At 61.9% G+C, this 13,662-nt stretch carries 12 protein-coding genes; 3 read left to right on the top strand and 9 right to left on the bottom strand.

Annotated elements, in window-relative coordinates; translation table 11 throughout:
* Positions 1–149: 149 nt before the first annotated feature.
* The gene (locus ACX3M4_RS10135; protein WP_459358459.1) at positions 150–494 is read left to right on the top strand and encodes a DUF952 domain-containing protein; all 345 of its coding nucleotides are present in this window, start codon (positions 150–152) and stop codon (positions 492–494) included.
* Positions 491–1,597, top strand: coding sequence for a quinone-dependent dihydroorotate dehydrogenase (locus tag ACX3M4_RS10130; RefSeq protein ID WP_459358458.1), 1,107 nt, complete (start codon positions 491–493; stop codon positions 1,595–1,597). Before ACX3M4_RS10135 ends, ACX3M4_RS10130 begins: the two co-directional genes overlap by 4 nt.
* Positions 1,598–1,607: 10 nt before the next feature.
* Here ACX3M4_RS10130 and ACX3M4_RS10125 read toward each other — a convergent pair whose 3' ends face one another.
* Positions 1,608–2,960: an MATE family efflux transporter gene (locus tag ACX3M4_RS10125; RefSeq protein WP_459358457.1), complete on the bottom strand. Its 1,353-nt coding sequence runs from the start codon at positions 2,958–2,960 to the stop codon at positions 1,608–1,610.
* Positions 2,961–3,226: 266 nt separating this feature from the next.
* Here ACX3M4_RS10125 and ACX3M4_RS10120 point away from each other — a divergent pair, with 266 nt between their 5' ends.
* A complete protein-coding gene (locus tag ACX3M4_RS10120; protein WP_459358456.1) occupies positions 3,227–4,159 on the top strand; it encodes a histone deacetylase family protein in 933 nt (310 codons plus the stop codon).
* Here ACX3M4_RS10120 and ACX3M4_RS10115 read toward each other — a convergent pair.
* The 8 genes from ACX3M4_RS10115 to ACX3M4_RS10080 all read right to left on the bottom strand — a co-directional run bounded on the left by ACX3M4_RS10115 (position 4,125) and on the right by ACX3M4_RS10080 (position 13,520).
* Positions 4,125–4,412 (bottom strand): DUF6460 domain-containing protein, encoded by a 288-nt coding sequence (locus tag ACX3M4_RS10115; protein WP_459358455.1) that lies wholly within the window; start codon positions 4,410–4,412, stop codon positions 4,125–4,127. The two genes, ACX3M4_RS10120 and ACX3M4_RS10115, sit on opposite strands and share 35 nt — an antisense overlap.
* Positions 4,413–4,930: 518 nt before the next feature.
* A complete protein-coding gene (locus ACX3M4_RS10110; protein ID WP_459358454.1) occupies positions 4,931–6,055 on the bottom strand; it encodes an AraC family transcriptional regulator in 1,125 nt (374 codons plus the stop codon).
* A 160-nt stretch (positions 6,056–6,215) separates the two neighbouring features.
* Positions 6,216–8,426, bottom strand: a complete 2,211-nt coding sequence (locus ACX3M4_RS10105) for a 3-hydroxyacyl-CoA dehydrogenase NAD-binding domain-containing protein (RefSeq protein WP_459358453.1) — start codon at positions 8,424–8,426, stop codon at positions 6,216–6,218.
* 18 nt (positions 8,427–8,444) lie between these two features.
* Positions 8,445–8,828 carry a cupin domain-containing protein gene (locus tag ACX3M4_RS10100; protein WP_459358452.1) on the bottom strand — a complete coding sequence of 128 codons (384 nt, stop codon included), beginning with the start codon at positions 8,826–8,828 and terminating at the stop codon, positions 8,445–8,447.
* A gap of 3 nt (positions 8,829–8,831) precedes the next feature.
* Positions 8,832–10,040 (bottom strand): acetyl-CoA C-acetyltransferase, encoded by a 1,209-nt coding sequence (locus ACX3M4_RS10095; RefSeq protein WP_459358451.1) that lies wholly within the window; start codon positions 10,038–10,040, stop codon positions 8,832–8,834.
* Between the two features lie 28 nt (positions 10,041–10,068).
* Positions 10,069–10,707 carry a glutathione S-transferase family protein gene (locus ACX3M4_RS10090; protein WP_459358450.1) on the bottom strand — a complete coding sequence of 213 codons (639 nt, stop codon included), beginning with the start codon at positions 10,705–10,707 and terminating at the stop codon, positions 10,069–10,071.
* Positions 10,708–10,814: 107 nt separating this feature from the next.
* Entirely contained in the window at positions 10,815–12,611 is a 1,797-nt protein-coding gene (locus ACX3M4_RS10085) for an acyl-CoA dehydrogenase C-terminal domain-containing protein (protein WP_459358449.1), read from the bottom strand.
* Between the two features lie 447 nt (positions 12,612–13,058).
* Positions 13,059–13,520, bottom strand: coding sequence for a MerR family transcriptional regulator (locus tag ACX3M4_RS10080; RefSeq protein ID WP_459358448.1), 462 nt, complete (start codon positions 13,518–13,520; stop codon positions 13,059–13,061).
* Positions 13,521–13,662: the final 142 nt, after the last annotated feature.

Genomic DNA, 13,662 nt, shown 5'->3' with positions numbered 1-13,662 from the left:
TGCGACCAGGGCAATCATGCGGTCCGAATTGTTTTTCCCGGTCAAAAATGTGAAAGAACCGGCCGGAATGCGGCTCTGCGGCTTGTTCGGGAGAAATCGGCTGAGTAGTGTCCGCTCCGGCTGCGGCCGGAAGAGAGCAGGACGACAAGATGCGTTTGATTTTCAAGATTGTGCCGAGATCCCTCTGGCAGGAGGCGGAAGAACTGGGTGTCTTCAAGGGCGCGCCAGTCGATCTGGCGGACGGGTTCATCCATTTTTCTTCTTCCGCTCAGGTGCGGGAAACGGCCGCGAGGCATTTTGCCGGACAGGCGGACCTGCTGCTTGCCGCCTTCGATGCCGACCGGTTCGGCGATGCCATGAGGTGGGAACCTTCCCGCGGTGGTGATCTTTTCCCGCATCTTTACGCGGAGCTGGATCCGGCCGCGGCGCTGTGGGTGAAGGAACTCCCCCTGACTGCTGATGGCGCGCACGCCTTTCCGGAGCTGGACCAATGACGTTGCCTTTGCTGGAACGCATCGCCTTGAAGGGCTTGCAGTGCCTTGATGCGGAGAACGCGCACCGCGCGACGGTTCTGGCACTCATGACCGGCCAGAAAACCGGTCTTCTGCCGGGCCGCAAACCGGATAAGGACCCGCGCCTGGCGGTTCGGCTCTGGGACCTGACCTTCCCTAATCCCGTCGGCATGGCGGCTGGGTTCGACAAGAACGGCGAGGTGCCAGATGCGCTTCTAAGGCTTGGCTTCGGCTATACGGAAGTCGGGTCGGTGACACCGAAGCCGCAGCCCGGCAATCCGCGCCCGCGTGTTTTCCGCCTGCCGCAGGATGAGGGCGTCATCAACCGCTACGGCTTCAACAACGAGGGCCACGACGCCCTGCGCCGCCGGCTCGAGGCCCGCAAACGCCTTGGCGGCATCGTCGGCATCAATGTCGGGGCCAACAAGGATGCGACCGACCGCAGCGCGGACTATGTCACCGGCATTGAAGCCTTTGCCGACATGGCCTCCTATTTCACCGTCAATATCTCCTCGCCGAACACGCCCGGCCTGCGCGACCTGCAGGCACGCTCGGCGCTGGCAGAGCTCTTGACGCGGGTAATCTCCGCCCGGGACGAATGCACGGCCAAGCTTGGCCGGCGGGTTCCGGTGCTCTTGAAAATCGCGCCGGATGTGGCCGACGGTGACCTGCAGGACATCGTTGAGGAAGTGATTGCCAAGAATGTCGACGGACTGATCGTTTCCAATACGACGCTCAGCCGAGAGGGCCTTAGCGGTCACGGGCCGGGAACGGAAACGGGAGGTCTCTCCGGCAGCCCGCTGTTCCGCCGCTCGACCATCATGCTGGCGAGGGCACGCAGGCTTGCAGGGCCTGACCTTCCCCTCATCGGCGTTGGCGGCATCGACAGCGCGGAGACCGCCTGGACCAAGATCACGGCGGGTGCGGATCTGCTGCAGCTTTATTCCGCCCTGGTCTTCAAGGGGATGCCGCTGGTCGACGAGATCCTCAAGGGCCTGTCGGCAAAACTCGACGCGCACGGCCTGTCGAGCTTACGCGATGCGCGCGACACCAATGTCGAGGCCTGGGCGTCGGAAACGATCTGAAGTCAGAGAGTTACGCCGCCGCAAATGTCCTGTCGGCACGCTTCCGGCAGGCTGCCAGCAAGGTCAAGCCACGGATGCCGAGAAACAGCTCCATGGCAAGCCACAGGCCGTGATTGCCCAGTATCGGGAACAGCGCGTAATAGGCCGCCACGAAAACGGCAAGAGAGACCAGCATCATGTTGCGCATGGTTTCCGACCAGGTCGCGCCGATAAAGACCCCGTCCATCTGAAACGCCAGCACTCCGAGTATTGGCGCCAGAACTGCCCAGATCAGATAGGTTCCACCGACGGTGCGCACCTCTTCGGACGTGGTCATGAAGGCGATCATCGACGTGCCGAAGAGGGCGAAGACCAGCGCCAGTATTCCGGCAAGGGCAAAGCTCCACAGGGCTGTCAGTTTGAGCGTCCGGTCAAAGGCCGGCCGGTGGCGTGCGCCGACGGCCCGCCCGGCCAGCTGCTCGGCGGCCGTTGCCAGCCCGTCGAGAAAATAACCGGAAACCAGGATGAACTTTTCCAGGATCGCGTTGGCCGCCAATACGATGTCGCCCTGATCGGCGGAGCGGGCCGCAAAGAAGGCATAGGCATAAAGCAGGGCGAAGGAGCGGATCATGATGTCCCGGTTGAGGACCATCATGCGCAGCAGCAGACGCCGGTCGAAGATCACCGCAAGGCTCGGCCAGGCGCTGCCCTTTGCGCCGGCGAAGACCAGGACCAGCCCGAGCAAAGTCGCGGCCATCTCGCTCAGTACCGTCGCCCAGGCAGCCCCCTCGACGCTCCAGTCGAGGCCGACGACGAACCAGACACTGAGGGCGATGTTGAGGCCGTTGAGCACCAGCTGCAGGGCCAGTCCGGTCCCGGCACGGCCCAGGCCGATGAACCAGCCGAGAATGGCATAGTTCATCAACAGGAAAGGCGCGCTGAGGATGCGGACGTCGAAATAACGTTTTGACGCGGCCTGAACTTCGGCGCTGCCGCCCAGGAACCACAGGCCCGCGTCCCGGACCGGCGCGTTGAGGGCGATGACCGCAAGACCGCCGATGACAGCAATGACGAAGGCCCGCAACAGAGTCGCCTTGATTTCTTCCGCGTTTCCCGCGCCGAGAGCCTGGGCCGTCAGGCCGGTCGTGCCGGAGCGCAGAAAATTGAAGGTGGTGAAGACGAGGTCGAAGATGATGCCGCCAAGGGCGATGCCACCGAGAAGGGCCGGGTCGCCGAGGCGGCCGATCACCGCCATGTCGACGATGCCGAGCAGGGGCGTCGACAGGTAGCCGAGGGTCATCGGCACTGCGATCGCAAGAACCGACCGATGCGTGACGGCAAAGGCAAGACCGGACGGCTCGCCGGAGGCTGTGGCGTGGGACATGGGCAGCTCTATCGAACAGGGCAGACCTTCTTGTCCGTCTTGCCGTGCCGCGTCAATTCCTTTCCGCACATACCGGGTATTCATCGGGCGTGGCCATGCAAGCCGGCCTGGATCAAAGCGCTACAGCCGCATTCGCTCGACGAGCTTGCCTGGAAATCCAACTTACCTCTCCCACAGTGTACGGACCGGGGAGAGGGGGGGAAGCCTTGCCGAAACGAAAGCCAAAAGGGTGTCCACGTGCAAAAGGCAGCCTATATTGAGCCTCGATGACCCTGCCTATTGTCCACCATCCCGCTTATTGCGCCGATCTTCCCGCGAACCACCGCTTTCCGATGGACAAGTTCCGGGCGGTTGCGGATCTCATCCGCAAGGAGGGACTGCTGCAGGGGGCGCCGTTCTTCCGGCCCCGGCCTGCGCCGTTCGAATGGGTCGCGCTCGCCCATGATCCGGCCTATGTGGACCAGGTCTTCAATGCGCGGGTGCCAGTAAAGATCGCCCGGGAAATCGGCTTTCCGATGAGGGAGGACATTGCGCTGCGCGCCCGCTGCGCCACCGGTGGAACGGTGCTGACGGGATATCTTGCCCTGGAACACGGCCTTGCCTGCAACACGGCCGGCGGCAGCCACCATGCGCGGCGGGCGCATGGCGCGGGTTTCTGCGTCTTCAACGACGTCGCGGTGGCGATAAAGGTGCTGCAGGCAGACGGAGCCATCCGCAAGGCACTGGTGATCGATCTCGACGTCCATCAGGGAGACGGCACCGCGGACATCTTTCAGGGCGACCCGGATATCTTTACCTTTTCGATGCACTCGGAAAAGAACTATCCGGTGCGCAAGGTGCCGTCGCATCTCGATATCGGCCTTGCCGACGGAACTGGCGACGAAGCCTATCTTGCAACGCTGGGTGAGGTCCTGCCCGATCTTTTGGCGCGTGCCGCCTGGGATATTGTCTTCTTCAATGCCGGGGTCGATCCCTATCAGGGCGACCGGCTCGGACGTCTGGCACTGACCCGGGCAGGTCTGCGGCGGCGAGACACCTATGTCATCGAGACAGTCCGCGCCGCCGGAATACCCCTGGCCGGTGTTCTTGGCGGCGGGTATTCGGACGATATCGACGAGCTGGCCGACCGGCATCTGACCCTGCACCGTGCGGCAGGGGCGGTCTTCAGCGCGTCCGGCCCATTGCGAGAATGCGGCTGATCAGCCAGATCGGCACCACGACGATCGCGCCAATGACAAGGTATCCTCCGAGACGGCCGATTGCCTCAAAGCCCATGTTCCACAGACGTTCGACGAAGTTGACCGCAAAGTCGACCAGGTCGAGCGGATCGAGGTTGAGTGCCGACAGGATGATGCCGACGACGAAGGACAGGAACACGAGCCGCAAAAGCACCTGGGCGGGGGAGCCACCCAGAAAACGGCTCAGGCCGGTGTTCTGGCTGGTTTCGCTCATCTGTGTCTCCTGCGGATGATGAATATCGCTCATCCGCAGAAGTTAGGAACAAACCCCGTCAATTACAATGTGGCATGTGTTGAAGTTGCCGAAACCATCGCGTGCGGTGCGATCTAACCGTAATCCTGACCGGAAAAGCTCAAGATGGCGTAATTGGATAAATCCTGTACGTGTCCGGCCAAAGACTTCGCCTTCTCGTGGAGGTAATCATAATTTCAGGAACGTGCAACAAGGTGCTGGCCACTCCCACAAGGTTATCGCCCTGCCTTCCTCCACCTGCAACGAAAGACCTGCGCTTCGGCGCGGACCAACAAGACGTCACGTTGCAGCACAGCCCCGTCGGCACCGAAGGCCTGTCCTCACACCAGGTCTTCCTGAAGTCGGCACTTGGCCGGGTTTTCAGAGGTCACTCCGAAACCCTGCCGGACGACGGAAAATCCTTGGCGCGGAGACGGCACGCCCGAAGCCTTCTCCGTGCCACCATTCCATAAAGCGTGTCCTCTGAAGGAAGTCTGCCGTCAGTCCACGTCGGCCGCTTCCGGAAGTGTCGCGCTTGCAGTCCCGGGATTGGTTGCGGGTCTGTCCGACGACCATACCGCAGGGGGCGCGGTGGCTCCCATCCTGCCCTTCCTGCCGCTGGCGGCCTCGCGAACCTTCTTCGGCGGTACACCGAACCACGTCTTTACGGCCCGTGAGAAGGTGCTGAGTTCGGAAAACCCCAGGAGATAGGCGATCTCCTTCATCGGCATATCCGAACCGCGCAGGTATCTCTCGGCGGCGGACCTGCGGATTTCCTCGCTGAGCTTGCGGAAACTGGTGCCTTCTTTCTCCAGAAGCCGCTGGACGCCGCGCTGCGACATGCCGAGTTTCGCAGCGATCACGGGAAGCGTGCTGGCACCGTTGGCAAGATTGGCCGCGACTTCGTTCGCAATCCGCGACAGCGGCGATTCCATTTGCCCGAACCGGTCGAGTTCGGCGGAGGCCGATTTCAGGATGATCTCGTAAAGGTGACCGTCATTTCGGCGCAGGGGCCGTGAAAGCAGGGCCTTGGGAAAGGAGATCCGGTTGTGCGCCGCGCCGAACTTGATGCGGCCCTGATACTTCTTCTGGAAATTGGAGGTCTTGATGGGCGGCACCGTCGCCAGTTCGATCAGGATCGGCGGTGCGGCCATGTCGAGCGCATGTTCAATCTGCTGCGTTGCCCAGCCGATACGTCCGAACATGTTCTGCCGCCATTCGCCGCGCCCTTCCAGGATCGGCCATTCGACGTAGCCGCCGGTCTCGTCTTCCTCGAACTTCAGCCGGTAGGCATTGGTTCGGATCGGGCTGAAGCGAACCCAGGCCTGGCAGGCTTCGCGCAAGGAAGGGGCACAGGCAAAAAGGTAATCGAAGATCGAGAAGCAGCCGATATCCACGGAGTTGAAGAGATCGAACATGGCGGCATCGTCATGCAGCACGTCCGCGACATGTTCGAACACCGCATGCCAGGCGGTAATCGGCACGATGCCTTGCGGATCGTCGAGGCTGGCGAGATCGAAATTGTAACGCCGGGCCAGGTAGGGCCAGTCCAAATTCGCATTCGAACAGATGTCCCGCAAAACACGGAAGACATCGGAGCGCGCCCATTCGCCGTCAAGCGCCATTCTTGTCTCCTGCCGGAGGTGCACAGTTTCTACCCTGGACTGTGCATGACAAGTCAGGTGGGATCAAGTTCTGGCGTAATTTGCAAACGAATAAAGCGTATCTGTTAGGTAATAATAACAGTGCCGCCCCTGGGTAAGCAGGGGCGGCATTTTGGACAGGTCAGGCGGCGTCGCGCACCTTTTCCTCGGGCTTGGGCGGGAACTTGCCGTAGAAGGTGGCATTCTCCTTGGCCATTTCCTTCAGCAGCTTGTTCGGCTTGAAGCGCGGGCCCCACTTGCGGGTGAACTTCTTGCAAAGCTCCACGAAGGCGGCCGTGCCCATCATGTCGATATAGCTGAGCGTTCCGCCGGTATAGGGCGCAAATCCGAAGCCCAGGATCGAGCCGACATCGGCCTCGCGCACGTCCGTCAGACACTTTTCCTCGAAGATGCGGGCGGTTTCGAGCGCCTGCATCACCAGGAGGCGCTGCTTCAGCTCCTCGATGTTGAAGCTGTCGGCGGATTTCGGCTGGCCGGTGACCTCCGGAATGCCGGGCCAAAGGCTCTTGTCCTTGCCCTTGTAGTCATAGAAACCCTTGCCGTTCTTGCGGCCGAAGCGCTCCTTCTTGATCACCATCTCTTCCAGGATGTTGTCCAGCGGACCTTCGACATATTTCACGCCGAGATCCTTGCGGGTGGCCGAGACGATCTTCCAGGCAAGATCCAGCGCCACTTCGTCGCCGAGCGACAGCGGGCCGACCGGCATGCCGGCCATCTTGCCGGCATTCTCGATCATAGCCGCCGGCACGCCGTCCGCCAGCATCATCAGGCCTTCGCGGATATAGGTCATGACCACGCGCGAGGTGTAGAAACCGCGGCTGTCGTTGACAACGATCGGGGTCTTCTTGATGGCCTTGATGTAGTCGAGCGCCATGGCAAGCGCCCGGTCGGAGGTGCGTTTGCCGAGGATCACCTCCACCAGCATCATCTTGTCGACGGGCGAGAAGAAGTGGATGCCGATGAAGTTCTTCGGCCGCTTGGACGCCTGGGCGAGCGAGGTGATCGGCAGGGTCGAGGTGTTGGAGGCGTAGATCGCGCGGGACTTCATCACCGCCTCGGCCTGCTCCGTCACGACCTTCTTGATCTCCCGGTCCTCGAAGACGGCTTCGATCACCAGATCGCAATCGGCAAGCGCCTCATAGTCGACCGTCGCGGTGATGCGGGAGAGGACCTTCGCCTTTTCCTCTTCCGTGCCGCGGCCGCGCTTGATTGCCTTGGACAACAGTTCGTCGGAATGCGCCTTGCCCTTGTCGGCGGCTGCCTGGTCGCGGTCGATCAGGACGACGTCGATGCCGGCCTGTGCGGTGACAAAGGCAATGCCTGCCCCCATGAAACCTGCGCCAAGGACGCCGATCTTCTTGATCTTGTTCGGGCGCTGGTCGACAGGACGGCGGGCCAGCTTGTTCAGCTCCTGCATGGAGACGAACAGCGAGCGGATCATGTTGGCAGCTTCCGGCGCCTGCAGCACCTTGGCGAAGTAGCGGCTCTCAACCTGGAGGGCCAGATCCATCGGCAGCTGCAGGCCTTCGACGACCGAGCGCAGCAGGTAGCGAGCGCCCGGATAGTTGTCATAGGTCTCGCGGCGGTAGATGGCGTTGGCCGCAGGCCAGAACTGGAAGCCGGCCGGGGAATAGACATTGCCGTTCGGCAGGCGGTAGCCCTTCTTGTCCCAGTCCTTCACCGGATCGACACCCGCCTTCAGCATGCGCTTGGCGGTTGCGACCAGTTTCTTTGTCGGCGCGACCTCGTCCACCAGCTTCATCTGCTTGGCATTCGGCGCGCGCAGGGTCTTGCCCTGCAGCAGGAACTGCATGCCCTGCTGGCCGTCGGTCATGCGCATGACGCGCTGTGTTCCGCCGGCACCCGGGAAGAGGCCGACCTTGACCTCCGGCAGGCCCATCTTCAGGCCTTCGTCAACGACGCGGCCGTGGCAGGCCAGCGCCAGCTCGGTGCCGCCGCCCATGCAGGTGCCGGCAACGGCGGCAACGAACGGCTTGCCGCAGGTTTCCAGCTTGCGGTAGATCAGCGACAGCTTGCGGGAACCTTCGAAAAGCGCCCTGGCAGCGGCTTCCGGATCCTTGCCGCGCTTGACGTGAAAATCCTGCAGCAGGCCTTCCAGCATGGTCAGGTCCGCGCCGCCGGAAAAAGCGCCCTTGCCGGAGGTGACGACGGCGCCTTTGATGGCGGCATCGCCCGCGACCTGGTCGACGATGGCGTCCAGCTCGTCCATGACAGACAGATCGATGACGTTCATCGACTTGCCCGGCATGTCCCAGGTGATCAGGGCGAAACCGTCCTCATCGGTTTCAACGGTGAAATTCTTGTAGCTCATGTGAAAATTCTCCTCGGATCAGGCGCCGGCCGACTGCAGATGGGCGCGCTGCTGCGCTGCCGTCTTCGTGCCGTCGACGACAACGTCGCCCGTGTGTTTCGTTTCAGCCGGTTCGAACAGCATCACCCAGCATTCCTCTTCCGCGAGCGGGTTATGCTCGATGCCTTTCGGCACCACATGCATGTCCCCCGCATTCAGGACGACGTCGTCCCGGTCGCGGTATCGGATGGTGAGGCTTCCCTTGACGATGAAGAACAGCTCGTCCTCGTCCTGGTGATCGTGCCAGACGAATTCGCCTTTCAGCTTCGCCAGTTTGACGCTCTGATCGTTGACGTCGGCCACCACGCGCGGCGACCAGTAGTCCTTGATCTCAGCAAACTCCCTGTCGATGTTGCTGATCATGGCTCAGACCCGCTCGATGATGGTCGCCGTGCCCATGCCCGCGCCGATGCACAGCGTGATGAGGGCGGTGTTGAGATCGCGGCGTTCCAGTTCGTCCAGAACCGTGCCGAGGATCATTGCGCCGGTTGCTCCCAGCGGATGGCCCATGGCAATGGCGCCGCCATTGACGTTGACTGTCTCCGGATTGAGGTCGAAGGCCTGCTGGTAGCGCAGCACGACGGAGGCGAAGGCTTCGTTGATCTCGATGAGATCGAGGTCCTTCATTTCCATGCGGGCGTTTTTCAGCAGCTTCTCGGTCACGTCCACCGGACCGGTCAGCATCAGGGCCGGCTCGGAGCCGATATTGGCAAAGGCCTTGATGCGCGCACGGGCTTTCAGGCCGGAAGAGCGCCCGGCGGTGCTGGACCCGATCAGGACGGCGGCCGCACCATCGACGATGCCGGAGGAGTTGCCGGCATGGTGCACATGGGTGAGCTTCTCGATCTCCGGATGGGCCTGGATGCCGACCGCATCGAAGCCGCCCATGGCACCCATCATCTCGAAGGAGGGGTTGAGCGAGGCCAGCGACTGCATGTCGGTCTCGGGCCGCATGTGTTCGTCGCGGTCGAGGATGGTGATGCCGTTGACGTCCTTGACCGGAACGACCGACTTGTTGAAGCGGCCTTCGTCCCAGGACTTGGCGGCGCGCTTCTGGCTTTCCACCGCATAGGCATCGCAATCGTCGCGGGAAAAGCCGTATTTGGTGGCGATCAGGTCGGCCGAGACGCCCTGCGGCATGAAATAGGAGGGGATGGCCACCTGCGGCTCGATCGGCCAGGCACCGCCCGAAGCGCCAAGGCCGACGCGGCTCATGCTTTCCACACCGCCGGCGATCACCAGCTTGTGCTGGCCGGACATCACCTGGGCGGATGCCATGTTGACCGCGTCGAGGCCGGAGGCGCAAAAGCGGTTGATCTGCATGCCCGGAACCGACTTGTCATACCCTGCCGCGAACACTGCCGCGCGGGCAATGTCGCCGCCGGCTTCCCCGACCGGGTCGACACAGCCGAGGACGACGTCGTCCACCCGGGTCGTGTCGAGACCGCTGCGGTCGCGGATGGCCTCCAGCGCGGTCGCCGCAAGGCGGACGGCCGGCACTTCATGCAGCGCTCCGTCCTTCTTGCCGCGCCCGCGCGGGGTGCGCACATGGTCGTAGATATAGGCTTCGGGCATCAGATCCTCCTCTAGGGTCTGTTGGTCCTCACTTGGGGTCCGGCAACGGATGGCCGGGCATGAGGTCGTAAGGATGTTTCCAGCCGGGCAGAGCCTTGATCCGCTCCAGCCATTTGACGACATTCGGGTAGGCGCCGAGATCGATCCCGAGCTCACCCTCGTAGAACAGGTAGCTGCACAGCGAGAAATCCGCGCTGGTCGGCTTCTTGCCGATGGCGAAGGCGTTCTTGGCGAAATGCTTGTCCAGGATGGCCAGGGCGGATTTCGCCCGCCCGTCCAGCCACCTGGTAACGTCCGTCTCACCGGACTTCATCAGCGTGCGCAGGAAACGCAACGGGCCCAGCATGCCGGAGACCTTCTGGTTGTCGAAGATCGTCCAGCGCAAGATCTCGCGGCGCTCATCGTCGTCGTCCCAGCCGAACTTGCCGAACTTGTCGAACAGGTCGTCCATGATGACGGCCGACTGGGTGAGAATGGTGTCGCCGTGAACGAGAACCGGCACTTCGCCCATCTCGTTCAAGGTGTCGCGGAACTCCTCCGTCCGGGTCGCCCCGTTGAAGAAATCCACCCATTCCGGTTCCCAGTCCGCGCCGCACAGTTCCAGCATCAGGGCCACCTTGTAGGAGTGCCCCGACTGGGCCATGCAATGAAGAACGTATTCAGCCATAACTTGAAAATCCCCCTGGCAAATCAATTTCGACCGCGACTATAGCGAGCGGCTTCGACTTGCGGGCTCAATTTTCCGCCATCGGGCTGCCAGGGGCCTCGAGCGCCTTAGAAGGCGTCCGCGGCCACCGACATCATCGTGTCCGACCCGGCGGAAATCCGGGCGAGATGGGCTGCCGTTTCCGGCAGGGTGCGTTCCATGAAGAAACGGCCGAAGGTCAGTTTGGTTTCCAGCCAGGCGGCCTTGTCGCCTGCGCCGTCCGCCAGCTTTTCCTGGATGGTCTTTGCCATCTTCGTCCACATGTAGCCGAGCGCCACGAGGCCGAAGAGGTGCATGTAGTCGACCGAACCGGCCCCGGCATTGTCCGGGTTCTTCATGGCGTTGTTCATGAACCACATGGTGGCGGCCTGAAGGTCGTCCATGCCCTTCTTGAGCGGGCCGGTGAAGGGGGCTAGAGCCTCGTTCTCCTTGTTCTCCTTCAGGAAGGAATTGACCTCGTTGAAGAAGCTCATCACGGCGCGGCCGCCGTTGGCCGGCAGCTTGCGGCCGACGAGATCCAGCGCCTGAATGCCGTTGGCACCTTCATAGATCATGGCGATACGGGCATCGCGCACGAACTGCTCCATGCCCCATTCGCCAATATAGCCGTGGCCGCCATACATCTGCTGGGCATTGACCGCGTTGGCAAAGCCGGTATCCGTCAGGACGCCCTTCAGCACCGGGGTCATCAGGCCCATCATGTCGTCGGAGAACTGCTTGGATTTCTCGTCGTCCGAGCGGTGCGACACGTCGCCGTGGAGCGCCGTATAGATGACGAGCGCGCGGGCAGCTTCGTTGAAGGAGCGGATCGACATCAGAGTGCGGCGGACGTCCGGATGCACGATGATCGGGTCGGCGGCCTTGTCCGGGTTCTTCGCACCCGTCAGGGCGCGGCCCTGAACGCGGTCCTTGGCATAGGTGACGGCGTTCTGGTAGGCGACTTCCGACTGGGACAGGCCCTGGACGGCGACGCCCAGGCGGGCCTCGTTCATCATGGTGAACATGGCCTTCAGGCCCTTGTTCTCCTCGCCGACAAGCCAGCCGGTGGCGCCGTCATAATTCATGACGCAGGTGGCGTTGCCGTGGATGCCCATCTTGTGCTCGATGGAGCCGCAGGAAACGCCGTTGTTTTCGCCGACGGAGCCGTCCTCGCCGACGGCGTTGCGCGGCACGACGAAGAGCGAGATCCCCTTGACGCCGTCCGGTGCGCCCTCGATGCGGGCGAGCACCAGATGGATGATGTTTTCCGCCATGTCATGCTGGCCGGCGGAGATGAAGATCTTGGTGCCGGAAATCTTGTAGGACCCGTCCGCCTGCGGCACCGCCTTGGTGCGGATGAGGCCGAGATCCGTGCCGCAATGGGGCTCGGTCAGGTTCATGGTGCCGGTCCAGGTGCCGGCGATCATGTTGGGCAGATATTTCTGCTTCTGGTCGTCCGTGCCGTGGATCGTCAGCGCGGCAACCGCGCCGGCGGTCAGACCGGGATACATGGAAAACGCCATGTTTGCGGAAGAGGCGAATTCGTTGAAGACGGTGGCCAGCGTGTGCGGCAGGCCCTGGCCGCCATAATCGGGATCGGCCGAGAGCGTGCCCCAGCCGTTTTCGCAGAAGGCCTTGTAGGCCTCGTGGAACCCCTTCGGCGTCGTCACCGTGCCGTCGTCGTTGCGCTTGCAGCCTTCGCTGTCACCCACCTGGTTCAGGGGCTGCAGTACTTCTTCCGCAAACTTACCGCCTTCGCGCAGGATCGCTTCCACCAGGTCGAGCGGCGCATCGGCAAAGCCCGGAAGGTTGGAATAGCGTTCGTAGCCAAAAACGTCTTTCAGCAGGAAAAGCGTGTCATCGACGGGAGCGGTATAGCTCGGCATGGAAATCCTCCCAGATTTGCCGTTGTGTCTCGACCTTACGTTTCCGTAAACGTCACCTTGAGCTCTATATACGCGGCGAATTCGACTCCGTAAAGTGGTATCCTAGCGGAAGGTGTGACAAAAAATTACGCCCAAAACATGCGTATGGGAATGATTTTGAGAGGTTGTGAACACGAATTCGTGTCGGGAGGGCGAATTTTTGACGATCTTTTCGCGGCCGCGAAATGCACGGCAGTATGCGCCAATTCCGTGAAACTTCAGAAAAGACAACTTTTGAGAGCGGCGAGAGCCGAAAGAATCAGCACAGCATCTGAAGCGGGACCATTGAAAAACGGGGAAGCCATGAAAACCGGGGAGCCCTGAAAAACGGGGCGGCGTTTCCTGCACAAACAAAAACCGCCGGACTTGCAGCCGGCGGTTTCGGAACGTCTTGGAAGTGGAAGTGGCTTATGCCTCTTCGGCTTCCTTGTGCTTCAGCATGCCGGAAACGATCTCGACCGTGCGGGACAGTTCCTCGATGGCCTGCTCGATGTCCTTGCGCTGGTCTTCCAGAACAGCGATCTGCTCGTTGAAGCGGGACAGGGCCACGCGCAGCTGGGTCACCTGGCCGTCGCGCAGGTCATAAAGGTCCAGCATGTCGCGGATTTCGGAGAGGGAAAAGCCGACACGCTTGCCCATCAGGACCAGCTTCAGGCGAGCACGGTCGCGGCGATTGTAGATGCGGTTCAGGCCGTCGCGCTTGGGGTTGATGAGCCCCTTGTCTTCATAGAAGCGCAGCGTGCGCAGGGTGCAGCCGAATTCCTTGGCGAGATCGCCGATGGTGAATTGGGTTTTCTTGGTGCCGTCGTCGGTCGCGGACACGACGTCCACAAGATCGTCTTCATTAAGGATCGAAAGCGCTTCGCTCATAGCAGATTTTACTCTTCTTCCAGCCGTTTGCCGGCCATCGTTGATCTTTTGCAGTTTTCGAAACCCGCTCCGAAGATTTCAGCTCCAGGGCGTTCGCAGGCGATTGGGTGTGTGCACAGCGGCTCAGCCGGTTTCTTGCGCA

Source organism: Roseibium sp. M-1 (assembly GCF_054515675.1).
Note: the sequence above shows the minus strand (reverse complement) of the source record. Positions and strands in the feature narration are given on the sequence as shown.